22 protein-coding genes are annotated in these 25538 nt (G+C 65.8%); 14 read left to right on the top strand and 8 right to left on the bottom strand.

From position 1 onward, the window contains the following. Positions 1-106 precede the first annotated feature (106 nt). The 5 genes from RFM52_RS10085 (at position 107) to RFM52_RS10065 (ending at position 6554) form a co-directional block, all read left to right on the top strand. Positions 107-1042, top strand: a complete 936-nt coding sequence (locus RFM52_RS10085; RefSeq protein WP_320293341.1) for a choline ABC transporter substrate-binding protein — start codon at positions 107-109, stop codon at positions 1040-1042. Between the two features lie 121 nt (positions 1043-1163). Then, complete coding sequence (gene choW, locus RFM52_RS10080) at positions 1164-2018, top strand: choline ABC transporter permease subunit (protein ID WP_320293342.1); 855 nt, start codon at positions 1164-1166, stop codon at positions 2016-2018. Further along, the gene (gene choV, locus RFM52_RS10075) at positions 2015-3196 is read left to right on the top strand and encodes a choline ABC transporter ATP-binding protein (RefSeq protein ID WP_320293343.1); all 1182 of its coding nucleotides are present in this window, start codon (positions 2015-2017) and stop codon (positions 3194-3196) included. Before choW ends, choV begins: the two co-directional genes overlap by 4 nt. A gap of 109 nt (positions 3197-3305) precedes the next feature. Next, a complete protein-coding gene (locus RFM52_RS10070; RefSeq protein ID WP_320293344.1) occupies positions 3306-5336 on the top strand; it encodes an autotransporter family protein in 2031 nt (676 codons plus the stop codon). A gap of 180 nt (positions 5337-5516) precedes the next feature. Further along, complete coding sequence (locus tag RFM52_RS10065; protein ID WP_320293345.1) at positions 5517-6554, top strand: MBL fold metallo-hydrolase; 1038 nt, start codon at positions 5517-5519, stop codon at positions 6552-6554. Positions 6555-6567: 13 nt separating this feature from the next. Here RFM52_RS10065 and RFM52_RS10060 read toward each other — a convergent pair whose 3' ends face one another. Then, the gene (locus RFM52_RS10060; RefSeq protein ID WP_320293346.1) at positions 6568-8637 is read right to left on the bottom strand and encodes a transcriptional regulator; all 2070 of its coding nucleotides are present in this window, start codon (positions 8635-8637) and stop codon (positions 6568-6570) included. Between the two features lie 170 nt (positions 8638-8807). Between RFM52_RS10060 and RFM52_RS10055 the strand changes: the two genes are divergently transcribed. Together RFM52_RS10055 and RFM52_RS10050 are read left to right on the top strand one after the other, a co-directional pair. Then, entirely contained in the window at positions 8808-9893 is a 1086-nt protein-coding gene (locus RFM52_RS10055; protein ID WP_320293347.1) for a PLP-dependent cysteine synthase family protein, read from the top strand. A 96-nt stretch (positions 9894-9989) separates the two neighbouring features. After that, positions 9990-11471 carry a pyridoxal phosphate-dependent decarboxylase family protein gene (locus tag RFM52_RS10050; RefSeq protein ID WP_320293348.1) on the top strand — a complete coding sequence of 494 codons (1482 nt, stop codon included), beginning with the start codon at positions 9990-9992 and terminating at the stop codon, positions 11469-11471. Between the two features lie 21 nt (positions 11472-11492). Here the strand turns inward: RFM52_RS10050 and RFM52_RS10045 are convergent, their stop codons facing one another. The 3 genes from RFM52_RS10045 to RFM52_RS10035 all read right to left on the bottom strand — a co-directional run bounded on the left by RFM52_RS10045 (position 11493) and on the right by RFM52_RS10035 (position 14085). Beyond that, positions 11493-11867 carry a YciI family protein gene (locus RFM52_RS10045; RefSeq protein WP_320293349.1) on the bottom strand — a complete coding sequence of 125 codons (375 nt, stop codon included), beginning with the start codon at positions 11865-11867 and terminating at the stop codon, positions 11493-11495. A gap of 95 nt (positions 11868-11962) precedes the next feature. Further along, positions 11963-13372 carry an ATP-binding protein gene (locus RFM52_RS10040; RefSeq protein ID WP_320293350.1) on the bottom strand — a complete coding sequence of 470 codons (1410 nt, stop codon included), beginning with the start codon at positions 13370-13372 and terminating at the stop codon, positions 11963-11965. Continuing rightward, the gene (locus RFM52_RS10035) at positions 13369-14085 is read right to left on the bottom strand and encodes a response regulator transcription factor (protein ID WP_320293351.1); all 717 of its coding nucleotides are present in this window, start codon (positions 14083-14085) and stop codon (positions 13369-13371) included. Before RFM52_RS10035 ends, RFM52_RS10040 begins: the two co-directional genes overlap by 4 nt. A 236-nt stretch (positions 14086-14321) precedes the next feature. On the opposite strand from RFM52_RS10035, the gene RFM52_RS10030 reads away from it, so the two are divergent. The 4 genes from RFM52_RS10030 (at position 14322) to clpS (ending at position 15920) form a co-directional block, all read left to right on the top strand. Beyond that, positions 14322-14663: a hypothetical protein gene (locus RFM52_RS10030; protein WP_320293352.1), complete on the top strand. Its 342-nt coding sequence runs from the start codon at positions 14322-14324 to the stop codon at positions 14661-14663. Between the two features lie 39 nt (positions 14664-14702). Beyond that, positions 14703-14990 carry a hypothetical protein gene (locus RFM52_RS10025; RefSeq protein WP_320293353.1) on the top strand — a complete coding sequence of 96 codons (288 nt, stop codon included), beginning with the start codon at positions 14703-14705 and terminating at the stop codon, positions 14988-14990. A 152-nt stretch (positions 14991-15142) separates the two neighbouring features. Beyond that, positions 15143-15487 (top strand): hypothetical protein, encoded by a 345-nt coding sequence (locus tag RFM52_RS10020; RefSeq protein ID WP_320293354.1) that lies wholly within the window; start codon positions 15143-15145, stop codon positions 15485-15487. A gap of 127 nt (positions 15488-15614) precedes the next feature. Further along, positions 15615-15920, top strand: a complete 306-nt coding sequence (gene clpS / locus RFM52_RS10015; RefSeq protein WP_320293765.1) for an ATP-dependent Clp protease adapter ClpS — start codon at positions 15615-15617, stop codon at positions 15918-15920. A 44-nt stretch (positions 15921-15964) separates the two neighbouring features. Here the strand turns inward: clpS and RFM52_RS10010 are convergent, their stop codons facing one another. The 4 genes from RFM52_RS10010 to RFM52_RS09995 are packed head-to-tail and all read right to left on the bottom strand — an operon-like array spanning position 15965 to position 22814. Continuing rightward, complete coding sequence (locus RFM52_RS10010) at positions 15965-18052, bottom strand: hypothetical protein (protein ID WP_320293355.1); 2088 nt, start codon at positions 18050-18052, stop codon at positions 15965-15967. Positions 18053-18055: 3 nt separating this feature from the next. Next, on the bottom strand, positions 18056-20878 hold the full coding sequence (locus RFM52_RS10005; protein ID WP_320293356.1) for a DUF4159 domain-containing protein: 2823 nt from the start codon (positions 20876-20878) through the stop codon (positions 18056-18058). Then, positions 20875-21810, bottom strand: coding sequence for a DUF58 domain-containing protein (locus RFM52_RS10000; protein WP_127864491.1), 936 nt, complete (start codon positions 21808-21810; stop codon positions 20875-20877). Before RFM52_RS10000 ends, RFM52_RS10005 begins: the two co-directional genes overlap by 4 nt. Next, on the bottom strand, positions 21810-22814 hold the full coding sequence (locus RFM52_RS09995; protein WP_140645742.1) for an AAA family ATPase: 1005 nt from the start codon (positions 22812-22814) through the stop codon (positions 21810-21812). The genes RFM52_RS10000 and RFM52_RS09995 overlap by 1 nt, the downstream gene beginning before the upstream one ends. Positions 22815-22969: 155 nt before the next feature. On the opposite strand from RFM52_RS09995, the gene RFM52_RS09990 reads away from it, so the two are divergent. Genes RFM52_RS09990 through RFM52_RS09980 form a run of 3 tightly spaced genes read left to right on the top strand, consistent with a single transcriptional unit; the run spans position 22970 to position 25526 of the window. Further along, positions 22970-23629, top strand: a complete 660-nt coding sequence (locus RFM52_RS09990) for a DUF1285 domain-containing protein (protein WP_320293766.1) — start codon at positions 22970-22972, stop codon at positions 23627-23629. Continuing rightward, positions 23629-24261 (top strand): CoA pyrophosphatase, encoded by a 633-nt coding sequence (locus RFM52_RS09985; RefSeq protein WP_320293357.1) that lies wholly within the window; start codon positions 23629-23631, stop codon positions 24259-24261. The genes RFM52_RS09990 and RFM52_RS09985 overlap by 1 nt, the downstream gene beginning before the upstream one ends. Continuing rightward, positions 24258-25526 carry a CCA tRNA nucleotidyltransferase gene (locus tag RFM52_RS09980; RefSeq protein ID WP_320293358.1) on the top strand — a complete coding sequence of 423 codons (1269 nt, stop codon included), beginning with the start codon at positions 24258-24260 and terminating at the stop codon, positions 25524-25526. Before RFM52_RS09985 ends, RFM52_RS09980 begins: the two co-directional genes overlap by 4 nt. Positions 25527-25538: the final 12 nt, after the last annotated feature.

Genomic DNA, 25538 nt, shown 5'->3' with positions numbered 1-25538 from the left:
GTCGAACCGCTTGAAACAACATCAAAATGGTGTTTGGCTGACGAAACAAGGCGGGCGCAAGAACCGTAACTTCGCATCGCCTCGGAATCTTAATGGGAGAAAGTTCATGTCGCGTATGAAATCTTTCGTCGCAGGCCTCGGCCTCGCGGCGCTTCTGTCCACGACCGCTGCTTATGCCGGCGACCCGGCGAGCTGTAAGGCGGTTCGGCTCTCCGATGTCGGCTGGACCGACATCCAGGCCACCACGGGGCTGGCCTCGGTGCTGCTCACCGCGCTCGGCTATGAGCCGCAGACGATCCAGCTCTCGGTGCCGGTGACCATGGCTTCGCTAAAGAACAAGGACCTCGACGTCTTCCTCGGCAACTGGATGCCGTCGATGACCAACGACATCAAGGACTACACCGCAGACGGCTCGGTCGAGACGATCAGCACCAACCTGACCGGCGCCGGCTACGGCATCGTCGTGCCGACCTATGTCGCGGATGCCGGCGTCAAGTCGCTGACCGATCTCGGCAAGTTCAAGGATAAGTTCAACGGCAAGATCTACGGCATCGAGGCCGGCAATGACGGCAACCGCATCATCCTCGACATGATCAAGAACCCGAAGGACAATCTCGAAGGCTTCGAACTGGTCGAGTCGTCGGAAGCCGGCATGCTGACGCAGGCCGAGCAGTCGATGAAGAACAATGAGTGGATCGCCTTCCTCGGCTGGACGCCGCATCCGGTGATGGGCGCCATGAAGATCACCTATCTCGACGGCATGGGCGACAGCGGCTTCGGCGCCGCCACCGTCTACACCAATGTGCGCAAGGGCTACACCACCGAATGCCCGAACGCCGGCAAGTTCATCGCCAACCTGAAGTTCAATCTCGACATGGAAGGCGAGATGATGGACGCGATCCTGAAGGGCGGCGACGCCCAGACGGTGGCGAAAGACTGGCTGAAGAAGCATCCCGACGCGGTCGCGCCCTGGATTGCCGGCGTCACCACCTTCGATGGCGGCGACGCGGCGGCAGCCGTCAAGACCGCGCTCGGGAGCTGAGCCGGCTTTGAGTCCGGAATGATCATCCGGAAGAGGGCAGCCAGATAGAAAAGGCTGCCCTTTTTCTTATCCTGTGAGAAGATGACCGTACGGAAAGCGCGGCGAAGCCGAGAGGGGAAAGATGGATCCGATTTCGAAACTCCTGACCGACTACAAGATCCCCATCGGGCCGTGGGGCAAGGCCTTCTTCGGCTTCCTGACCGACAATTTCGACACCATCTTCCGGGCGTTTTCAAACGGGCTGAATTTTATCCTCGACGGGGCGGTGGACCTTCTGCTGATGGTGCCGCCAGTGCTTCTGGCGCTGGTCATCGCGATCATCGCCTGGCTGCTGCAGCGTTCGCGGCCGCTCGCCATCGGCGTCTTCCTCGGCCTGATCTTCATCATCAACCAGAACCTGTGGAAGCAGACGGTGCAGACACTGGTGCTGGTGGTTGCCGCCGCCGCCATGGCCATGGCCATCGGCGTGCCGCTTGGCATCTGGGCCGCGCACAAGCCGAAGGTCTACCGGGTCATGCTGCCGGTGCTCGACCTGATGCAGACGCTGCCGACCTTCGTCTACCTGATCCCGGTGCTGACGCTGTTTGGCCTCGGCAACGCGCCCGGCCTCATCGTCACCATCATCTTCGTCATCCCGACAGCCGTGCGCCTCACGCATCTCGGCGTGGTTTCGGTGCCCAAGGCGATCGTCGAAGCCGGTGAAGCCTTCGGCGCCACCAAGCGCCAGCTTCTGTGGAAGGTGGAGCTGCCGTCGGCGCTGCCGACCATCATGGCGGGCCTGACGCAATCGATCATGCTGTCGCTGTCGATGGTGGTGTTCGCCGCCCTGATCGGCGCCGGCGGCCTCGGCACCGAAATCAACCGCGCGCTCGGCTCGCGCCGCATCGATCTCGGGCTTGAGGCCGGCCTCGCGATTGTCGTGCTCGCTATCGTGCTCGACCGCATGACCCGCATCGGCGTTGGAGGCAAGAAATGACCGTCGCGGTTGACTTCAAGAACGTCGATATCGTCTTCGGGGCCGATCAGGCCGGTTCGCTGGCGATGATCGACAAAGGCGCTACGCGTGCCGAGATACTCGAAAAGACCGGCAACGTGCTGGGTTGCGCCGGCGCCAGTCTCACCGTGCATGAGGGCGAGATCTCGGTGCTGATGGGCCTCTCCGGCTCCGGCAAGTCGACTCTGCTTCGGGCCGTCAACCGGCTGAACGTCGTGTCGCGCGGCCAGGTGCTGGTCAAGGACGGCGACCGCACCGTCGATGTCGTCACCTGCGACGAGGCGACCTTGCGGCGGCTGCGGCAGAAGCAGGTGGCCATGGTGTTCCAGCAGTTCGGCCTGCTGCCGTGGCGCACGGTCGAGGAAAATGTCGGCTTCGGGCTCGAGCTTGCAGGCGTGCCGGAGGCCGAACGCAAGGCGCGGGTGCAGAAGCAGCTGCAGTTGGTCCATCTTGACCAGTGGTCGAAAAAATACGCCCATGAGCTTTCGGGCGGCATGCAGCAGCGCGTCGGTCTCGCCCGGGCCTTCGCCACCGAGGCGCCGATCCTGTTGATGGACGAGCCGTTCTCTGCCCTCGACCCGCTGATCCGCACCAAGCTGCAGGATGAATTGCTGCAGCTCCAGGCCGAACTGAAGAAGACCATCATCTTCGTCAGCCACGACCTCGAGGAGGCGCTGAAGATCGGCAGCCACATCACGATCATGGAGGGCGGCCGCATCGTCCAGACCGGCGCGCCGGAAGACATCGTGCTGCGCCCCGCCAACGACTATGTCCGCGACTTCATCGCCAACGTTAACCCGCTGTCGGTGCTGACGGCGTGGAACGTGATGCGCGACCGGCGCGATCTTGAGCACGGCGAGGACGGCTGGGTGTGGCTTGACCGGCGCAAGACGACGCGCTTCAAGATCGACGAGCATGGCCTGGTGGCCGCGGCCGAGCGCGACGGCAAGCCGGCGGTGTGGGTCTCCTGCGCTGATGTCGAGCGCCAGCCGGAGGAGGGGGCCCAGGTGTTCTGGGCCAACCCCGGCACGCCGCTGAAGACGGTGATGCTCGCCATGCATCGCTCGCAGACGGCGCCGGTGGCGCTGTTCGACGAAGGCTCGCGTTTCGTCGGCTCGATCGGCATCCGCGACGTGCTGAGCGCGGTGCTGCGGCGGTAGGCTTCTTCGCGGGTCGTTCAGCCCCGTCCAGGCGTTTTGCCCGCGGCTTGTGTTTCGTCTCCTTCGAGTGCAGAATCCGTCTGTTGCGTGCCCATGCGCCGAGGGGGTGATGCCGACGTCGCGCACAGGGGGGTCAGGCGCGGTTGCGCTGTCGATTTTCGCCGGGGTCTCGCTTGCAAGCGGCGCGGCGCTTTGCCAGAGCTTTGTCATCGGCAATGGCGCCACTGCCGGCCAGCAGACGATGACGGGCGCCAGCGACACTGGCATCGTGGCTGCAAACGGGGTGATCGAGACATTCGGCGCCGGCATCGATGCGGTGCGGATGCTCAATTCGGGCCAGCGGCTGACCAATGACGGGTTGATTGCAACATTGGGCGGCGGCGCTGCCAATGTGCATTCGCAAGGCAGCGGCGCAACCATCCTCAACAACGGAGGCATCCTGGCGATAGGCGATGCCTCGATCGGCATCTTGTCGGAGGGCGGCAATGCGCGCATCGTGAACGACGGCGCGATCGAAGCGCTTGGCGTCGCCACATACGGCATCATCAGCGATGCCGCCGGCGGGCGCGTCGACAATAGTGGCTTTATCGGCGTCTCGGGCACGGCCGCCGCCGCCATCATCGGCGATGGACCGGACCTGGAGATAAACAACAGCGGCTCGATCGAGGCCTACGAGGCACTCGGAGGAATCATCTGGCAGAGCAACGATCTTCGGCTCGACAATTCCGGGTCGATCACGGTGTCGGGGCTGGCTTCCGTCGGCATTGGTGCTGGCGGCAATGATATCGCAATCGCCAACAGCGGCACGGTCAATGTCTTCGGGACAGCCTCGACGGGCATCGGCACCCTGTTCGGCAACGCCACGATCAGCAATTCGGGTTCGGTCATCGTGGGGGGCGTGGGCGGTGTGGCAATCGCCGCCCAGGGCGGCAACTCCGTCATTACCAATTCCGGCCGCGTCTTCAGCGACCAGAGCGTGGCGATCTATTTCGGCGCGCCCGACGCGGTGCTGAATCTCTTGGGCGGGACGGCCATCCAGGGGCCGATCGTCTTTTCCGGCGGCGGCAACACCGTCACCTTCGGCCCCGGACTGAACGCCGTCCTGAGCTTTTCAGGAAGCGGCCTGCCACAAACCATCGTGACCGGCGGCAGGCCGTTCGTGACGAGCGGCGACAGCGTGGCGGTGGTGGACATCACCGGGATTGCCAGCAGCGGGCCGCTGGTCGAGGACCTCGTCGACGGCATAGAAGGTGTCGCCGAGGCGCGCATGTCCGCCCCAGGCGACGATTTGCCCGCGACGCATAGAGGTCCAGACGCCTGGATCTCGACATTCGGCGGGCTACGCTCCCAGGACGGTTCCGGCGCATCGGCCGGGTTCAGCGAGGCGCTAGGCGGCGTGGTCGCCGGCGCCGAAAGGCGCTCGGGCGACGGCTTCCTCGGCGGCTTGTTCCTCGGAGGCGCCGCCGGATCGACCGAGGTCGACGGCGCCGCGCAGGAGATCGTCCACCGTGGTGTGTTTGCAGGCGGCTACCTCGGCTATGACGGAGGCGCGCATTTTGCCGAGGCGGCATTCGTCGCCGGCCTGCTCCAGGAACGCAGCCGCCGCCGTGTCGCGAACAATCTGGTGCTCGACGGCGTCGAGACGGCGCGGGCGGATTTCAACGGCGTTTTCCTCAGCCCATCGGTCGCGTTCGGCATGCGGCTCCCAGTCAAGGCCGGTACGCTGATACCCAGCGTGCGGCTGCGTTACGCCGGGCTGTTCATCGACGACTACGCGGAGACCGGCTCGGACGGCGATCTCGCGGTCGCGCGGCGCAACGTCAACGTCTTCGAGGCGCGTGGCCAGCTCGCGCTGGCTTTGGAGCCCGTCAGCACGCCGAGCCAAGCCTGGCAAACCACGCTTCGAGCGGGGATCGACGCGATCGCGCAAAGCAGCGACGACGTTTCGGCGACATTGCTCGGCCAGGACATCTCGTTTCCCGCCGGCGGCAAGAAATTTGTGATGCGCGGCTTTGCCGGCGCGGACGTCGCCGCGGAGGTGGGCGCCGGCATGATGCTGAATGCCGGCTTCGAGGCGGGCTACGGCAGCGACAATGCCTTCACCGTCCGGGGCGTAGCTCGTCTCAGCAAGGCTTTTTGAGGAAGCTGCTCGACCGGCCGGCGCCACATTTAAAGGTGGCATTCCGTCGCTATGGGGAAGGCCGTCTACCACCTATATATTTTTCGAAATCCATTCCGATTCCGGAAGCCTATGCAGTAGAATGTTGCTGCGGCCGTACGGACGACGTCCGGCAGTGAAAATGCAGCGGGGTATGCGACGATGATCTTCCGTCAACTCTTCGATTCCGTCTCGGGCACTTACTCCTATCTGCTGGCCAGCCGGCGCGGCGGCGAGGCGCTGATCATCGATCCGGTGCTGGAGAAGGTCGAGCGCTACCTGCAACTGGTCAACGAGCTGGATCTGAGGCTGGTGAAGGCCGTCGACACGCATCTTCATGCCGACCACATCACCGGCCTCGGCGCGTTGCGCGACAAGACGCATTGCGTGACCGTGATGGGTGAGCAGACCAAGGCCGACGTGGTTTCGATGCGGCTTGCCGACGGCGACAAGCTCGGCATCGAGGGGTTGGCGCTCGACGTCATCTACACGCCCGGCCACACCGACGATTCCTACAGCTTCATCCTGCCGGACCGGGTCTTCACCGGCGACACGCTGCTCATCCGCGGTACCGGCCGCACCGACTTCCAGAACGGCGATCCGCGCCAGCAATATGAATCGATCTTCGGCCGCCTCCTCAAATTGCCCGACGAGACGATGATTTTTCCGGCCCACGACTACAAGGGCGAGACCGTGTCGACGATCGGCGAGGAAAAGGCCTTCAACCCGCGCCTGCAGGTGAAGTCGGTCGACGAGTATGTGAACATCATGAACAATCTCAATCTGTCCAACCCGAAGATGATGGATGTGGCCGTGCCCGCCAACATGCGGGTCGGGCTGCATCAGGACGATATCGCCAGCCGCGGCTGGGCGGTGAGCGCCGAGCAGGCGCTGGCGCTGGTCGGGCGGCCCGACGTGGCGCTGATCGACCTGCGCGAGCAGACCGAACGCGAGCGGCACGGCGTCATTCCCGGCGCGATCCATCTGCCCTATGCGCGGCTGCAGGAAAACATCGCCGCCGGCGGCATGCTGCACGAGCTGGCGAAATCGACGAGCAAGCAGCTCCTGTTCTACTGCGCTTTCGGCGAGCGCTCGGCGATGGCGGTGCAAGCGGCGCAGGATGTCGGTATTGCCAGCGCCCGCCACATCCAAGGCGGCATCGACGCCTGGCGGAAGGCCAGCGGGCCGCTCATGCATTAGCGGATGGCTGGATTCAGTTCAGCCCGATCAGCTTCGCGCCGTTCCGGAAGAGAGCCTCACCATCCCGGTCGAAACGGAAGGTGGCGATGAAATCGTCGGCGCGATAGTTCGGAAAAGTGTTGCGGATCATGGCGGCGTAATTCCGCGCCTCGCCCTGCCGGCCTGCCAGCGCCAGGCAGTGGGCGGCAATCGCCAGGATGATGATATGGGCGTTTGGCCTCGCGGCCGCCTTCAGCGCCCATTCCGCGGCTTCGTTGTATTCGCCGAGACGGGCATGCGCCATGGCGCGCGCGCCCATCATGCCGAACAGCAATGGATCGAAGGGGCTCAGATGGCGCGAATGGTCGGACGAACCGATCGCCGATTGCGGGTCGCCCGACTGCGAATGGACGAAGGACAGCGCGTAGTGGCCGAGCGCGAAATTGGGGCTGAGGTCGACGGCGCTCGCCAGCTCCAGCAGCGCGCCGTCCTGCTCGCCACGCAGCCATAGCGCGCGGCCCATCGCCCAGTGGGCGGCGGGGTTGCGGTCATCGACGAGCAGGCTATGCCCGGCGCTTTCGAAGGCAAGCGTGGTCTCGCGGTCGCGGTCGCCCCAGCGCTGGAAAGCATTCTGCCAGTGGGTGAAGGACATGCCGGCATAAGCGCGCGCGAAAGTGGGGTCGAGCTTCAGCGCTTCGCTGAAGAAGTGCTGCGCCAGCTCGTTTTCCTGGCGGGTGAAGCGGTACATGTGCCAGAGGCCGCGATGATAGGCCTCCCAGGCATTGAGTGAGTTTGGCGCTTTCAGCAATGCGCGGTTGCGCTCCACCGTCGCGATCTCGGCGGCGATGGAAGAGACGATGCTGTTGCCGATATCTTCGATGACGATGAAGATGTCGTCGGGCTTGTGCTCGAAGGTCTCGGCCCAGACGATCCGCGCCGTGCGGACCTCGACGAGTTCGACCGACACGATGAACCGGCCCGGCAGGCTGCGCACCGAGCCCGCCGCGACATAGTCGACATTCAACCTGCGCCCGGCGTCGTCCGGTGCAATGTTCTTCTCGGCGAGCGCGAAGACCGAGCCGCGGGCGATGACGAAGAAATCGCGCAGCTTGGCAAGCCGCGTGATGATGTCATGCGTGAGACCGTCGGCCAGCCCGCCGCGGAAGCCGCCAGCGCCGGCGCTCTCCGCAAACGGCATCACCGCGAGGGACGCCCGGCGCGTCGCCGCGGGCTCGGATTCGATCGCGGCGGCGGGCGGCTCCGAGGCCGGGAAAGCCGGCCCGGATCGGGCGCATGGCGTTGCGCCGGCGTTCCGGGCTCTTATCTCCTGCCACGCCTCGCGCAGCGGGGTGAAGTCCAGCTCTTCGGAGTGGAACAGCTCCGCCGCCGTGGCGAGATGCTCTTCGCCGGCGCCGATCTGTCCGCGCCGGGCCAGATTTTCCAGCAGCGCCACATGCGCGCGGCGGTCGAAGGGCGCGAGCTCCAGCCATCTGTCGATATAGGCGCCGGCCTCCTCGGCCCCCTGCGGGACAAGACCGATGATGTGCTCCAGGACGGCGACATGGCATGCGCTGAAACGGCGGCGCTGCGCCGTCAGCCAACTGCCAAAATGCGGGCTGCGATCGAGCTCGAGACCGTCGAGAAAGTCGCCGGCGAAATGCTGCGAAAGCGCCTCCAACCGCATGAGATCGAGCGTCTCGACACCTTCGGCCACCGCCGAGGCGGCATCCAGCGCGTCCACATGGACATCATCGAGGCGAAGCGACACCGTATCGCCATGGGTTTCGACCCGGCGTCGATCCGGGTCGTCAAGCGCGGCGCGCAACTTGCTCAGGCACCAGCGCAGTTCGCCGCGCGGATCGTTGGGCACGTCCCAGAGAAGTTCGCAAAGGCGGCCGCGGCTGACAGGGTGGGGCGCCAGCGCCAGATAGGCAAGCAGCGCGCGCAGCTTGCGCGACGACGGCAAGGTAACAGGCACCCCGTCGCGGGCAATCGCCAGTTGCCCGAGCAGCCTTACGGACAGGCCAACGGTGCCGTTCAGGCTCGATCGGGTGGATTCCACGTATGTTTCCACGCTTTCTCCAACGCTGGCCAGTTGGTCCATATTCTATCACCAAAGATGGCAGGAGGCAGCCGGCAGCCCCATTCCGTACCGGAACGCCGCCGTTGCCGCTTTTGCGGCAGATCAAGCAACCTATCGCGGCCAGGTGTCGAAACCGCGCCGCCAAAGCTGCCGGTCTGTAACCGGCACGTGAGGACATCGAGGAGAAAGCCATGTTGCATCAACTGAAAATCAGAACCACGTCCGGGCGCGGCCGTCTGTTCGACAGCATTCTCGATACGGTCGGCGACACGCCGGTCATCCGCATCAACAATCTCGGGCCGGGCCACGCGACCATCTATGTGAAGGCCGAGTTCTTCAACCCGGCGGCTTCGGTCAAGGACCGGCTGGCGCTCAACATCATCGAGGAAGGCGAGCGCAGCGGCAAGTTGAAGCCCGGCCAGACGGTGGTCGAGGCGACGAGCGGCAACACCGGCATCGGCCTTGCCATGGTCTGCGCGCAGAAAGGCTATCCGCTGGTGGTGACTATGGCCGACAGCTTCTCCATCGAGCGCCGCAAGCTGATGCGCATGCTTGGCGCCAAGGTGGTGCTGACGCCGCGCGCCCAGAAAGGTTTCGGCATGTACAAGAAGGCGGTCGAGCTCGCCGAAGCCAATGGCTGGTTCCTGGCGCGCCAGTTCGAGACGGAAGCCAATGCCGCCATCCACGAAGCGACGACGGCGCGCGAGATCGTCAATGATTTCGCCGGGTCGCGGCTTGACTATCTCGTCACCGGCTACGGTACCGGTGGCACGGTTGCCGGCGTCGGCCGTGTGCTGCGCCGCGAGCGCCCGGAGGTGAAGATCGTGCTCGCCGAGCCGGCGAATGCCCAGTTGGTCGGCAGCGGCAAGCAGCAGGAGCGCGGCGCCGGCGGGGCGCCGGCCGCCAGCCATCCGGCTTTCGAGCCGCATCCGATCCAGGGCTGGACGCCGGACTTCATCCCCCATGTCCTGCAGGAGGCGATCGACCAGCGCTACTATGACGAGGTGGTGCCGATCCCCGGTCCCGAAGGCATCAAATGGGCGAAGGCGCTGGCGCAGCAGGAAGGCATCTTCACCGGTATCTCCGGCGGCGCCACCTTCGCCGTGGCGCGGCAGATCGCGGGTACGGCGCCGGCCGGCTCGGTCATCCTGTGCATGCTGCCCGACACCGGCGAGCGTTACATGTCGACGCCGCTCTTCGACGGCATCGAGGCCGAGATGGACGCGGAGGAAACGGCGCTGTCGCGCTCGACGCCAAGCGGTCGGTTCGACGCGTAAGCGCGCTCCGTAGCGTGGGTTTTCGGGTGGGGACGCCAGATTGATTGGCGCAACGTGACCCTGTTCAGGGTCACGTTTGTTGTGCGGGAGAGATCGATGGACGGCTTGCCGGAAACCATAGCGACTGAGGAAACACTGGATCCGAGGGACTGGGCCGATATGCAGGCTCTGTCGCGCCGGATCGTTGATGACGCCATCGGCTATCTCAAGGACGTTCGGGATCGTCCGCCCTGGCGCGAGATGCCAGCCGAGGTGCGGGCTTTCTTTTCGGCGCCGTTGCCGCGCGGGCCGGCACCGCTCGCCGATGTGTACGGCGACGTCGCCCGCAACGTGATGGCCTATCCGATGGGCAACATCCATCCGCGTTTCTGGTCCTGGTATATGGGCTCAAGCAATTTCACCGGCGCGCTCGGTGATTTTCTGGCGGCGATCCAGGGTTCGAACCTCGGCGGCGGCAACCACGCCGCCGGGCTGATGGACAGCCAGGTGGTCGACTGGTGCAAGGAGATGGTCGGCTTTCCTGCCTCGGCCAGCGGCACGCTGGTCAGCGGCGGTTCGATGGCCAACATCATCGGCCTCACCGTGGCGCGCAACGTCAAGGCGGGCGTCGACGTGCGCGAACGTGGCGTCGGCGCCATCCCCAGGCCGCTGCGTTTCTACGCCTCGGACCAGGTCCATTCCTGCCACCGCAAGGCGATGGAAGCGCTTGGCCTCGGCAACCGGGCGCTACGGCGGATCCCAACCGATGCCGGTTTGCGCATCGATATCGATGCGTTGAAGACGGCCATTGCGGAGGATCGCGAGGCGGGCTTCAAGCCGGCCTGCGTGATCGGCACCGCCGGTACCGTCAACACCGGGGCCGTCGACGATCTTCAGGCGCTGGCGAGGGCGGCTGCCGAAGAGGACCTCTGGTTTCATGTCGACGGCTGCATCGGCGCGCTGATCGCGATCGCGCCCGAGAGCCGATCGCTCGTCGCCGGCATAGAGCAGGCGGATTCGATCGCGCTCGATCCGCACAAATGGCTGCACGCGCCGTTCGAGGCAGGCTGCGCGCTGGTGCGGGACGCGTCCGCCCACCGCAACACCTTCGCCGTCACGCCCGAATATCTGGAATCGGCGCCGCGCGGCCTCGCCTCCGGAGAATGGCTGTTCGATTACGGATTGCAGACATCGCGGGGTTTCCGCGCGTTGAAGATCTGGATGGCGCTGAAGGAGCACGGTGTCGAAAAATTCGGCCGACTGATCGACCAGAACATCGCCCAGGCCCGCTACCTCACGCGGCTGGTCGAAGCGGAGCCGGCGCTCGAACTGATGGCGCCGACCACCATCAACATCGCCAGCTTCCGCCACCGGCTGGCCGGCGCGTCCGAAGAGCGCCTCAAGGCTTTCAACACCGAGATCATGCTGAGACTTCAGGAAGAGGGCATCGCCGTCCTGTCCGATACCACCGTGCGCGGCCGGCACTGCCTGAGGGTGGCAATCACCAACCACCGCACGCGCCGCGACGACCTCGACCTGCTGGTCGCAGAGATGCTCCGGCTTGGAAGGGAAATCGGGGCTGCCGCGACACCAACGTGAGCCACGCGGCCGAGGCGTATTTCAACCGGCTGCCAGCGCGGCGCCGGGCAAATAGAGCATGATCGGCCGGATCTCGTAGACGGCGGTGGGATTGACGCGCTTGAGATCGCGCGCGGCGGCAATCGCCTCGTCCTGGTTCGCGCAGTCGAGGACATAGAGGCCGAGCAACTGTTCCTTGGTCTCGGCGAAGGGACCGTCGATCACCATGCCGTCGCCCGGACCGCGCAGCGTCACGGCATCGGCCGTCGCGCCCAGCCTCGCCGCCGGCCCGAGCTTGCCCTCCCGTGTCAGCCTGGTGTTGACCTCGAGCAGGTCCTTCATCAGCGCCGCGTCCTCATCTGGCGTCCAGGACTGGACGGTGTCTTCGACGTGATAGGCAAGGACGGCGTAGAACATGGGTGGATTTCCCTCGTAACCAGGCAGGCCGCACTATCACAAGGATGGTTCGACTGATCCAGTAGGGCCGACGGCGGACAGAGCCCGCTCCTGACTCAAGCTGCCACCGGCAGCCGCAGCTCCGTCAGCAGCCCGCCTCCGGGGTAGTTGGAAAGATTGACCTCGCCGCCGGCGCCGCGCGCTATGTTGCGGGCGATGGTCAGGCCGAGCCCCAGCCCGCCGGTGGTGCGGTTGCGCGATTCCTCCAGCCGCACGAAGGAGCCGAACACCGCGTCCAGTTTCGTCTGCGGGATGCCGGGGCCTTCGTCGCGGATCGAAAGCGTGATCGTGTCGCCCGATCGTCGCACGCCGAGATGCGCCTTCTTGCCGTAGGTCACCGCGTTCTGGATGAGATTGGTGACGCAGCGCCGCAGCGCCACCGGCCGTGCGACGCAAATCAGGCCGCGCGACGGGACCACGTCTTCGTCGAAGGATGCGCCGTCGAAGGAGTCCGCGACCGATTCCACCAGCGACCAGAAATCGATCCGCTCGGCCTTTTCCTCGGTCACCTCGAATTTGGCGAAGTCGATGACCGAGCTGGCGATGCCTTCGATGTCGGCGAGATCATGCGCCAGCGCCTCGCGCGCCGGCGACCTGCGCAACAGTTCCAGGCGCAGGCGCATTCGGGTCAGCGGCGTGCGCAGATCATGCGCCAGCGCCGCCGCGAGGTGCTCGCGGTCCTCGACATAATCGCGCAACCGCATCTGCATGGCGTTGATCGCCTTCGCGGCCGCACGAATCTCGCGGCTGCCGCTTTCGGCGATCGGCGGACTTTTCAGGTCGTTGCCGATGCGCGTCACCGCCGTCTCCATCATCCGGTAAGGCGCCGTCAGGCGGCGCAGCGACCAGATCGACATGATCACGATCAAGCCGGCGATCAGCGAGTAGAGCGGCAGGCTGTCGAGGCTGAGGATCGGCCCCGGCGGTGTGATCGGTTCGGTGAAATTCAACCACTGTCCGTCGGAAAAGCGCAACGAAGCGGTCAGCTTGTCGCTCTGCGCGAAATCCGCGCCCAGCACCAGCAGGTCGCGCTCGACCTGGCCGACATCCTTGTTTACCGCTTCACCGTCCGGGACGTCGGACTCCTGGGTGGCCGGATCGCGTCGCACACGCGCATCGGTGATGCCGAATTTCGACAGGCGGCCGACCAGGATGTCCTCCAACTCGGCAAGCTGGTCGTCGCCGGCGATCGAAGAGGTGACGGCGGGCGTGTCCGAAACCGTCAGCGCGTAGGTCGAGTTGAACAGGCCGGACGCGGTCGCCTTGCGCTCTTCGGGCGTGGCGTCATGCATCAGCTGAACCAGCGAATAGGCGCGGTCGTTCAGCCGGTAGAGATCGACGACACCGTTTGAGGCGGCGCGGTCGCGGGCGACGATGTAAAGCGTCGCCACCTGGCTGATCATCAGGCCGGCTATGACGATGAGCAGCACCCAGGCAGGCAGGGTCTGCGGCAGGAAGCGTTTCATTCCGACGTCGTTTCGGGCAGGAACTGGTAGCCGCCGCTGCGCACGGTCAGGATCAGTTTCGGCGTCTTCGGATCGTCTTCCATCTTGCGGCGGAGCCGGCTCACCAGGATGTCGACGCTGCGGTCGAAACTATAGCCGGTGTCGCCGCCGGACAGCTCGATCAACTGCTCGCGGGTCAGCACGCGCTGCGCGCTCTTGACGAAGGTCTGCAGCAGGTTGAACTCCGCCATCGTCAGCTCCACCCGCACGTCGTCGGGCGCCGTCAGGCGGCGTCGCGCGCAATCCATGGTCCAGCCGGCAAAGCGGTAGACCTGCTTGGCGGTCGAGCGACGCGGCTCGGCGCTGCCGTTGCGGCGCAGCACGGCGCGGATGCGCGCCAGAAGCTCGCGCGGGTCGAAGGGCTTGGGCACGTAGTCATCGGCGCCCATTTCGAGGCCGACCACACGGTCGGTCGTTTCGGTGACCGCGGTCAGCATAATGATCGGCGTGGTGTAATTGGCGCGGATCTCGCGGCAAAGCTCAAGTCCGCTTTTGCCGGGCAGCATCACGTCGAGGACGATCAGGTCCACCGGCGTTCGGCGCAGGACCGCTTCCATTTCCGTGCCGTCGCCGGCCACCGTCGTGTGCAGCCCGCGCTTCTGGAAGAACTCCTGCAGCAGGTCGCGTATGCCCTTGTCGTCGTCGACGATCAGTATGTGTGCGTCGGATTTCACTGGTGCCCTGTCATTTGTTGGCCAAGCAATCCCTTCGCCGACCACCCACACGATAGAATTCGGGCCACATCTTGGCCAGTGGCCGCGATCGGCGCAGCGGCCGGCTTCCCCAGAAACAATCCAGAAACAAAATTCTACAATCGGGAAAAACTGGTGAAAGATTTAAAGGCCATAACCGGTGCCGTGGCGGTCAGCGATGGCTGCGACGCAAGTTTCCGGAGTAACGGGCAAGACCAATGCAGAGGTTCTGGATCAGCGTGACGGGTGCTTTGCTCAGCATGTCGCTCATCACAGCAGCAGCCGGCACCTCGACCCCCGCGAAGGTCGCGACTCCCGCGAAGGTCGCGGCCACCGCAAAGGTTGCCCCACTCACCCGGACCGAGCGTTGCACCGATCTCAGCCGTCAAGTTGACGAAGCCCTCGAAACCCATGCCGCGGCAACGCAGGTCACCGCGGCGAAAGCACTGCAAAGAAAGGGAAACCGGTTCTGCGCCAACAAGAAGCAGGCGCAGGGTATCCGGATGCTCGCAAACGCTTTGAAGCTGCTTGGAGTGACACCGGTCGACCCAGATCAGTGACGCTCGACTCTCCGACCCGCACAAAAAGGAAGCTAAGCCATGAAAAAGACCCTTCTCTCCGCTCTCGGCCTCGGCGTCGCCCTGGCCTTCTCGATGCCGGCTCTCGGCAACGCCGCCGCCACCACGACCGCCGCTCCGGCCGCCGCCACCACCACCACCACCACGACGACTGCTCCGGCGACCGACGCGACCGCCAAGCCTGCTCCGAAGAAGGTAGCGACCAAGAAGGTCTGCAAGCCGACCAAGAAGCACAAGTGCCCGGCCCCGAAGAAGGCGCCGGCCGCGAAGCCGGCCGATGCGAAGCCGGCTGCCAAGAAGAAGCCCTGATCCAGGGCCCGGCGTCACGCTAGACGAAAGCCGCTCCAGCCGATTTCGGCGGGAGCGGCCTTCTGGCGGCACTAGCCCGAAACCGGCAGGTTCTCGCCTTATGCGGTCGATCCTTAACCCGATTGCAATGCCGGTGCTGTAGGACAATCCGCATGAAGAAGCGGTTCTCGTCCCTGATGCGTTTGCTGACCCTCGGTGGCCTGATCGCCACCGCGGCGGCACGATCGTTGATCATCTTTACCGCAAGCCCCGTGCCGGATCCCGCCAGCGGCAGGACCGAGCCCGAGCTCTTCGCTCCACTGATCTCTTCAAGCTTCGACTACATCACGCCGGCGCAGTCCTGGATTCTGCTCCTGCTGACCGGCGCGACCATGATCGGCTTTGTCGGCTGGATGTTCTTTGCCTTCAAGGAACGCGGCTCCGGCATGAATGGCGACGCCGGTTCCGGCAGGTCCGGCGCCGCGATGCGCCGCCCGGTCGGGCGCCAGGGCCGTTGACCCACCGCTAGCGCTTCCCCACATAGGGTTGATCTTCCAGGGGCCGTGGTTATCCGCGCGCAATTGGACGTATGCTTTCCCGCGTGACAAAGTGAGAGCGAGAGCCCAGTTCTCGCTGCCGGATCCGATGCCCGAAACCGTCATCAAACCCCGCACCAAGACGCAGCCGAAGACCGAGCGGCCGAAGCTCTACAAGGTCATTCTCGTCAACGACGATTTCACGCCGCGCGAATTCGTCGTGACGGTGCTCAAGGGCGAATTCAAGCTGAGCGAAGACCAGGCGCACCGCGTCATGATCACCGCGCATACGCGCGGCGTGTGCGTCGTCGCGGTGTTCGCCAAGGATGTCGCCGAGACCAAGGCGACGCGAGCGACCGATGCCGGCAAGGCCAAGGGCTATCCGCTGCTGTTCACCGTCGAGCCGGAAGAGTAGGGCGGAGCGCTTTTCCTTCTCCCGCAAGGGGAGAAGGGGAAGGCTCACCGCCCTTCGCGATACCACATCGAGCCGATGGCGAGCAGCAGCAGGCCGAGGCCGAGGAAGCCGCCGAACAGAGGCACGCGCGATACGGCCTTGAGCGTGCTGTCGTCGGTGGTGCGCAGGCCTATCCAGTCGTCGCCCGACGCGGCCGCCGAAGAGCGGACCGGGACGATCGACGGCAAGGTCACGCCGCCGGCTAGATTGCCGAGCGCCGACGACGGGGCCAGTCGTCGCACGCTGCCGCCGGTCGCTTCGGCAGGTGCTTTCAGCCGATCCTCGGTCGAGATTACGTCCGAGAATTCCGGCGCGTTGATCGGGCCGACATGGGCGAGCGCGGTCAAGTCGCCATTGCCGATCTGGTAGAGGCCGATCTCGCCGGTCTGCAGGCTGCCGGTGAAGATGCCGGGCTCGGCTTTCTCGAGCTTCACCGTGACCGCCTTGCCGGACGGCGTGATGACCTGGGCCGGACCCGGATCGTCGCTCATCGTCTGGCGGCGGATCTCGAGCATCATGCCGCGGCCGTCGGCGGTCAGCCGTTCCTCCTCCAGTTCCGGCTCCTTCATCAGCCAATGGGCGATGCGGCGATAAAGCTGGACATGCGGACCGCCGCCCTCGAAGCCGCGCGCCCACAGCCAGCCCTGGTCGGAGAGCAGCATGCCGACACGACCTTCGCCCTTGCGGTCGAGCAGGAGCAGCGGCCGGTCGTCGGCGCCCTTCATCACCACCTCGCCTTCCGGATTCTTGACGCCGATGGTGCGGAACCAGCGGCTCCAATGCGGCGGCTCGCTCGCCGAACCGTCGAGCCCGCGCGTCACCGGATGGCGCTGGCCGAGATCGGTCAGGCGCGGATAGAAGGCCTTGTCCACCACTTCGCCGGTCGGCATGGCCGGCAACGCGGCGTTCAGCGGCGTGCGGGCAATGGAGTTTTCGCCGGCATATTCGGGACCGGCGGCAATCAGCAGCGCCCCGCCCTTTTCGACATATTCGGAGATGTAATCGTAATAGAGGATCGGCAGCACGTCGCGGTGCTGGTAGCGGTCGAAGATGATCAGGTCGAAATCCTTGATCTTCTCGACGAACAGCTCGCGCGTCGGGAAAGCGATCAGCGACAATTCGTTGATCGGCGTGCCGTCCTGCTTTTCCGGCGGGCGCAGGATGGTGAAGTGGACGAGATCGACCGATGCGTCCGACTTCAAAAGGTTGCGCCAGGTGCGCTCACCGGCATGCGGCTCGCCGGAGACCAGCAGCACGCGCAGATTCTCGCGGATGCCGTCGACCAGGGCAATCGCCCGGTTGTTGGCATCGGTCAGTTCGCCGGGCTCGCGGTCGATGCCGAGCTGGACGATGTTGCGGCCGGCATTGGGTATGGTGACAGAGAGCTTCATCGGCTGGCCGACGGTCGCGTGCTCGACCGAGACCTGCTCGCCATTGACCGAGACGCGCACGTCCACCGGAGCGCCGTCGCCTTCCGTCGAAATGACGCGATAGGTCATGTCGAGCGGTTTGCCGACGAGGCCGAAGCGCGGCGCGTTCTCGAAGCGGATACGGCGGTCCTTCTCGTGTTCGTTGCCGGTGATCAGCGCGTGCAGCGGCGCGCTGAACTCCGGCGCGCCGGCGGGCGCATCATGCACCTCGCCGTCGGTGATCATGACCGCGCCGCCGATGCGCGACGGCGGCACGTCGCGGAAGGCGCCCTCCAGCGCGCTGAAAAGCCTGGTTTCGGTACGGTCGTCGGCGGCTTCGGACTTGCCGGCCTCGACGACACGGACATCGAATTGCTTGAAGCGGGCAAGGCGCTCTTGCATTCCGGCCAGCGCCTCGTCGGTCTGCTTGGCGCGGTCGCCGATGTCCTGGCTCTGGCTGCGATCGACGATGAGGGCGACGACGCTCTTCAGCGCCTCGCGCTCCTCGGCGAGGAACACGGGATTGAGCAATGCCGCGGCAAGCGCGAGCAGCGCGACGAAGCGCAATGCCGAGCCGCGTTGGCGGAACCACAGGCCGACCAGCGCCAGCAGCAGCAACGGCACGAAGAGCAGGCCGAAAAGCGGCCAGGAGACGAGCGGTTCGAAAGAGATCGACCAGTTCATGACCTATTGCCCCAGCCGTTCGAGCAGCACGGGCACATGCACCTGATCGGATTTGTAGTTGCCGGTCAGCATGTACATCATGATGTTGACGCCGGCGCGCAGCGCGTAGACGCGCTGCATCGGATCCGGCGGCACGGTCGGCAGCATCGGGTCGCCGTTCTCGTCGACGGCCCAGGCGCCGGCGAAATCATTGGCGGTGATCATGATCGGCGAGACGCCGTCGCCGGTGCGCACCGGGCGGTTTTCGGTGTTGCTGGCCTCCAGCGAGGCCTCGACCCAGAGCGGGCTGCCGTTGAAGCGGCCGGGGAACTCCGGAAGGATGAAGAAGGATTTGGTCAGCACGTGATCCGACGGCACTGGCTCCAGCGGCGGCACGTTGAGATTGCCGAGGATGTCGCGCAGCCGTTCGGTCGCCGGACTTGCCGAGCCGGCGCCGATGCCGTTCGAGAACTGGTCGCGCGTGTCGAACAGAACCGTGCCGCCCTGTTGCATATAGGCGTCGATGCGGGCGATCGCCGCTTGGCTGGGCATGGGCGCCGATGCGTCGATCGGCCAATAGATCAGCGGGAAGAAGGACAGCTCGTCCTTGGCGATGTCGACGCCGGCCGGAGGGCCGGGCTCGAGCGCGGTCTTCTCGATCAGGAACCGGGTGAGGCCTTCAAGGCCGGCGCGGCTGATCGCATCGACGCCAGGCTCGCCGGTGATCACATAGGCGATGCGCGTTTTCGAAATGTCGTCGATCGCCTGAGCGTCGCCAGGCTTCGAATCGTCGGCGCGGGCAAGGTCGGCGTGACCGAAGAGGCCGCCCAGCACGATGAGAACGGCCGCGGTGGTTGCCACCGCTCCTGCGCGGCGCGGCCGGCGCGCCAGCAGGCCGCCCATCCAGAATACGGCCAAGGTGTCGAGCACCATCAACAGAAGGGCGATGGCGACGAGCGGCCCTTTGAGGTTCTCCGATTCGTCGAAGGCATAGGGGACGGTTGTCACCGGCAGCGACACCTGCGGGCGGGCCAGCGGCGCGAAGGTGCTCGAAGCGTTGAGAAGATTATGCGCGAACACACCCGTCTCCGAGCCGTAAAGGCCAGGCGGGTTTTCCAGCGTCACCGGCAGCGGACCGGCGCCGGGCACCAGCGGCCGCGCATCGGGCGAGGGTGGCGTCAGCATGCCGTCGGCGCCGATCATGCGGTAGGGCGCGAGCGACGCGGCGGTGGCTTCGGCATTGGCGATCGCGGCGCCCTGGTTGCGAGACAATTGCACGACGCGCCGCAGCATTTCGACGAAGCTGCCGGAGATCGGCAGGTTCGACCAGGTCGCCTCGGGCGTGACATGGAAGAGCACCAGCGTGCCCTTGTCCTTCTTCATGCCAGTCACCAGCGGCGTGCCGTCGGCAAGCGTGGCCCAGGTGCGCTCGACGATGTCGGGCGTGGGCTCGGCCAGAACCTGCCGGCTAACCGTCACCTCGGAGGGCGGGGAAAGATCGGCAAAGGGGCCGTTCTTCGGGAATTCGGTGACGGCCTGCGGCGTCGTCCACGACAGCGCGCCGCCCAGAGCGCGCTCGCCGCTGCGCAGCCTGACCGGCAAAAGGTCGTCGTCGTTGCCGGCCGCGGCAAGGCGTGGGCCGGCGAAGCGCACCAGCGTGCCGCCCTTGTCGACCCAGTCGACCAGCCGCTGCTTGACCTGCTCCGGGATGGTGCCGACATCGGCCATGATGATCATCGCCGGCTTCTGGTCGAGAAGCTGCGGAATGGCGTCGGCAAGGTCGGCGCTCGACGGCTCGACCAGATCGGCAAAGGGCTGCAAGGCGCGGCGGATATAGTAGAGCGGCGACAGAAGCGGCTGCGCCTGGTCGGCCTCGGCCTGCGACAGAAGGCCGACGCGGCGGCGCTTGGAATTCTCGTCGAGCACGCGCACGGCGCCGGCCTGGTGCTCGCCGTCGAGCGCGATCGAAGCGAAATCGTTGCGCAGCTCGAACGGGACCGTCATCGTCGCCGTGGCGGCGGCTTCGCCCGGCGCGAAGGTCAGCGTCGCATCGGCGATGCGGCGACCCTTGTCGTCGAAGGCGCCAGCGGTGACCTGCGCCGGCGCCGGATCGCCCGGCGCGCGGATGGCGGTCAGCGCGAAGCCGTCGACCTGGTTGTCGGCGCCAATCAGGCCGGTCAGGGAAGACCGGTCGGACGCGGCCCAGACCAGCCGTGTCGCGTTCTTTTCGAGCAGCGTCTTGAACGCGGCCTCGTCGCCCTTGGCGGCAAGTCCATCGGCGAGCACGGCAACGCTGGCGCCGGGCAGGCGCTCCAACGCGGCGGCGACGCGGGCGTAGACAGCGGGCCTGTCGGTGGGGACCGGCCGCGGCTTGGCGGCGCGCAGGTGATCGAGCGCCGCCGAGGCGTCGAAGGGGCCGATCTCGGCATTGGGCTTCTCGGCGGTGAAGGCGATGACGACCGGCACGCCGTTCGAGTCGGCATCGGCGATCAGCCGTTCGGCGGTGGCCACGCGCTTGCTCCAGTCGGCGGCGCTCGCCCAGCCATTGTCGACGACAAGCGCGAGAGCCGAGCCTTCTGCCGGCAGTTTCTCACGCGGATTGAAGACCGGCTCGGCCAGCGCCATCACGACGAGCGCCGCCATCAGCAGCCGAAGCAGCGTCAACCACCACGGGCTTTGCTGCGGGGTTTCTTCTCGCCTCAGCACCCTGGCGAGGATCTTCAACGGCGGGAAAACTTCCGTTTGCGGCTTGGGTGGGGTGAGCCGCAGCAGCCACCAGATCACCGGCAGCGCCAATAGGCCCCACAGCACCAAGGGCGCCCCGAAGGAAAGCGGCAGCCAACTCATGCGACCGCCTTTCCGGCTCGATTGGCAATTGACGCTGCATGACCGCCTTCCACGGTCAGCGCCATGTGGATGCGCACCAGCGCCTCGGAGGCGAGGCGGTCGGTGTGGTTGACGGTGTAGCTCCAGCCGAGACGCTTGCACCAGGCGGCCAGTTCCTCGCGGCGGGCCCGGTAAAGCAGGCGGTATTCCTCGGCCAGCATCTCGGCGCGGCCGGCGGTCAGCTTGTCGCCGGTCTCGGGATCAGTGAACTCGGTGCGGCCGGCATAGGGGAAGGTTTCCTCGGCCGGGTCGGCGACCTCGATCAGATGCGCGCGCACGCCGTGGCGAGCGAGCACGTCGAGCCATGCCATGGTTTCCTCGACCGGATCGAGGAAATCGCTGACCAGCACGATGTCGCAGAAACGGCGGATGGCCGACAGATCGGGCTTGGCGGGAAGCGCGGCGGCGTGGCTCAACTGGGCGGCGATGCGTTCGGCGCCGTTGCGGGCGGTGAACGGGTCGGTCAGGCCCGGCCAGGCAATGCGCTCGCCGCTGCGCGACAAGAGTTCGGCCAAGGCGAGCGCCAGCACCAGCGCGCGCGATTCCTTGGAAACGCCGGCTCCGGCCGATTTATAGAGCATCGAAGGCGAGGGGTCGGCCCAGAGCCAGACGGTGTGCGCGGCTTCCCATTCGCGGTCGCGCACATAGGTATGGTCGTCGCGGGCGGAGCGGCGCCAGTCGATGCGCGAGGAATCGCCTTCGACATAGGGTCGGAACTGCCAGAAATTCTCGCCAATGCCGCGCTTGCGGCGGCCGTGCCAGCCGGCGATCACCGTGTTGACGATCCGGCGCGCCTCGACCAGCAGGTCCGGCACCAATGAAGCCCGCAACCGGCCACGGGCGAGCGCATCGCGCGTCGCAACCGGTGCCTGGACCTCGCCTATTCGACCCATCAGATGCCTTTTGCCAGCTTCGCCACCACGTCGCGCACGGAAGTGCCTTCGGCGCGGGCGGCGAAAGTCAGCGCCATGCGATGCTGCAGCACCGGCTCGGCCAAGGCGCGGACGTCGTCGACCGAAGGTGCCAACCTGCCATCATATAGGGCGCGCGCCCGGGCGCACAGGGTCAGCGCCTGGCTGGCACGAGGGCCCGGCCCCCAGGCGACATGCTTATCGGTCTCGGCATTGCCCTGGCCTGGCCGGGCCGATCGCACCAGCTTGAGGATCGCCTCGACGACGCTTTCCGGCACCGGCATGCGGCGGATCAGCGTCTGGATTTCCCTCAATCTGGCCGGCTGCAGCACATTGTCGGCCTTGGCTTCGTCGACGCCGGTGGTTTCGAGCAGGATGCGGCGCTCCGCCTCGATCTCCGGATAGAGGATGTCGACCTGCATCAGGAAGCGGTCGAGCTGGGCCTCGGGGAGCGGGTAGGTGCCTTCCTGTTCCAGCGGGTTCTGCGTCGCCAGCACGTGGAAGGGCGCGGGCAGGTCGTGGCGGGCGCCGGCGATGGTGACGTGATATTCCTGCATCGCCTGCAGCAGCGCCGATTGGGTGCGCGGCGAGGCGCGGTTGATCTCGTCCGCCATCAGCAATTGCGTGAAGATCGGCCCGGAAATGAAGCGGAAGGAGCGCTTGCCGAACTCGTCCTGCTCCATCACCTCGGAGCCGAGGATGTCCGACGGCATCAGGTCCGGCGTGAACTGGACGCGGCGTGAATCGAGGCCGAGCACAATGCCCAGCGTCTCGACCAGCTTGGTCTTGGCGAGGCCCGGCACGCCGACCAGCAGCGCATGGCCGCCGGCCAGCAGCGCCACCAGCGTCCGCTCGACGACCGCTTCCTGGCCGAAGATCACCCGGCCGACCGCGTCGCGAACCCTGGAGATGTCGGCCAGCGCCTTTTCGGCCTCCTCGATCATCGCTTTTTCGCTGATCGGGCTTTCCTTGATCATCACGCTCATGCCGTTTCGATCCTTGTGGTTGGAAATGCCGGCCTGCATTCTCAACGGCGTAGAATGCCGCGATTCGGCCTCGCCTGGCGCCTGTATTCGAACTTAAATCACAGACTTGGACGGACAAGGCTGACAATCGGGACAACAGTGACTATTTCGTGACCATGGCCGAACGCAGCGAGCATCGTGAACAAAGCCTGGGCGAACAGAGCCCTGGCAAGCAGAGCCTGACCGGCGCCACCGAGGCTCGCGGGCTGGAGGCGTTGATCTCGCGCGCGGCCCGGGCCGGCAAGGGGCCGGCGCCGGTCGAGCGCTGGAATCCGGATTTCTGCGGCGACCTCGACATGGAGATCAAGGCCGACGGGACCTGGTTCTACCTCGGCACGCCGATCGGCCGCATGCCGCTGGTGCAGCTCTTTTCCAGCGTGCTGCGCAAGGATGCGGACGGAAAGACCTATCTGGTGACGCCGGTCGAGCGGGTCGGCATCCGTGTCGCCGACGCGCCCTTTATCGCCGTCGAAATGAACGTGTCGGGGACGGGCGATGACCAGGTCATCACCTTCCGCACCAATGTCGGCGACGTCGTCGCCGCCGGCCCCGGCCGTCCGCTGCGCTTCGTCGACGAGGACGAAACCGGCGGACTGAAACCTTATGTGCTGGTGCGCGGACGGCTGGAGGCGCTGGTGGCGCGACCGGTGATGTATGAACTGGTCGAGCATGCCGAAGAGATCGACATCGACGGCAAGACGATGTTCGCCGTACGCTCGGGCGGCGAGGTCTATCCGATCATGCCGGCCGAGAAACTGCGGCGTCTGAGCGCGTGATGGATCAGGTGACGCCGGCGCCGTTTTCAATCGCTGACTTTCGTGACCGCGTCGCGGCGCAAGCGGCGATCATCCCCGGCGACGATTTCGGCGACCATCGCTTCAATCCCGGCCATCCCAGGCTCAACCACGTCAAGCCGCTGCGCGACGCGGCGGTGCTGATCCCGGTGATCGCCCGTGCCGAGGGCGCCATGGTGCTCTTCACCAAGCGCGCCGAGAAGCTGCGCAGCCATTCCGGCCAGGTGGCCTTTCCAGGCGGCACGATCGATCCGACCGATCCTGACCCCGAGGCCGCGGCGTTGCGCGAGACCTACGAGGAGATCGGCCTGGAGCGGGATTTCATCGAGATCATCGGCCGCATGCCCGACTACGTCTCCGGCAGCGGCTACCGGATCGTGCCGGTGCTTGCCATCGTGCGGCCGGGTTTTTCGCTGGCGATCAATGCCGATGAGGTCGACGCGGCTTTCGAGGTGCCCCTGAGTTTCCTGATGGACCCGGCCAACCACGCGCGCGACAGCCGTTTCTGGAACGACCTCGAATGGTTCTTCTACGATATGCCCTATGGCGGCCAGCGCATCTGGGGCGTCACCGCCGGCATCGTCCGCACGCTCTATGAAAGGCTCTATGCGTGAGCGCTGAGGTGTCCCTATCGGGCAGGGCCGATTGGCTGGCCGAAAAGCATCTGCAGAAGCTGCTTGCCGCGCTGAAGGAGGGCGGCGAGGAAGCGCGTGTCGCTGGCGGCGCGGTGCGCAACGCGCTGATCGGCCAGCCAGTCGCCGACATCGATATCGCCACTACCACCGTGCCGGAGGAAACGATCCGGCGCGCCGAGGCGGTTGGCTTCAAGACGGTGCCGACAGGTATCGAGCATGGCACGGTCACCGTGGTCGCGGGCGGCAAGCCCTATGAGGTGACGACGCTGCGAGCCGATATCGAAACCGACGGCCGGCGCGCGAAAGTGATTTTTGGCCGCGACTGGAAAGCCGACGCCGAGCGGCGCGACTTCACCATCAACGCGCTCTATGCCGAAGCGGACGGCACGGTCGTCGACCTCGTCGGCGGCATCGCCGACATCGAGGCGCGCCGGCTGCGTTTCATCGGCGACGCGGAGGCGCGTATCCGCGAGGACTATCTGCGCATCCTGCGCTTTTTCCGCTTCTTTGCCTGGTATGGCGACGGACGGCCGGACGCGGAAGGGCTGAAGGCCTGCGCCAGGCTGAAGGATGGGCTTGCGCGGCTTTCGGCCGAACGCGTCTGGTCCGAACTGAAGAAGCTCTTGTCGGCTGCCGATCCCTCGCGCGCGCTGTTGTGGATGCGCCAGGCCGGCGTGCTCACCGCCGTGCTGCCGGAAAGCGAAAAATGGGGCATCGACGCCATCCATGGCCTGGTCAAAGCCGGAAAGGATCTCGGCTGGACCACTGATCCGATGCTGAGGCTGGAGGCGATCGTCCCGCCCGATGCCGTGCGCATGAAGGCGCTTGGCGAGCGGCTGCGACTTTCGAACGACGAAGCCGATCGCCTGCGGCATTGGGCGCTGACCACCGTACCGGATGCCAAGGCGACCGAGACGGAACTCGCCAAGAAACTCTATTACGGCGATCGCGATGGCTATCTCGACCGCATTCGGCTGGCGCTTGCCGCCGCGCGGACGCGCGCCGTCGAGGACAATCAGGCGATGATGGAAGCCGGCGGCTTTTCACGCCTGCTCAATTTCACGCTGAAATGGGAAAAGCCGGTGTTCCCGATCAAAGGCGCCGACCTGACCGAGCTTGGCGCGTCGCCGGGGCCGAAACTCGGCGCCACGCTGAAGAACCTCGAGAAGGAATGGGTGGGGTCAGGCTTCACCCTGGAACGCGGCGCGTTGCTGGAACGCGCCGCGCAAGCCCTGGAGGCTTAGACGGCCAGAGCT

Source organism: Mesorhizobium humile (assembly GCF_033977215.1).
GTDB classification, from domain to species: Bacteria; Pseudomonadota; Alphaproteobacteria; order Rhizobiales; family Rhizobiaceae; genus Mesorhizobium; species Mesorhizobium humile.
Note: the sequence above shows the minus strand (reverse complement) of the source record. Positions and strands in the feature narration are given on the sequence as shown.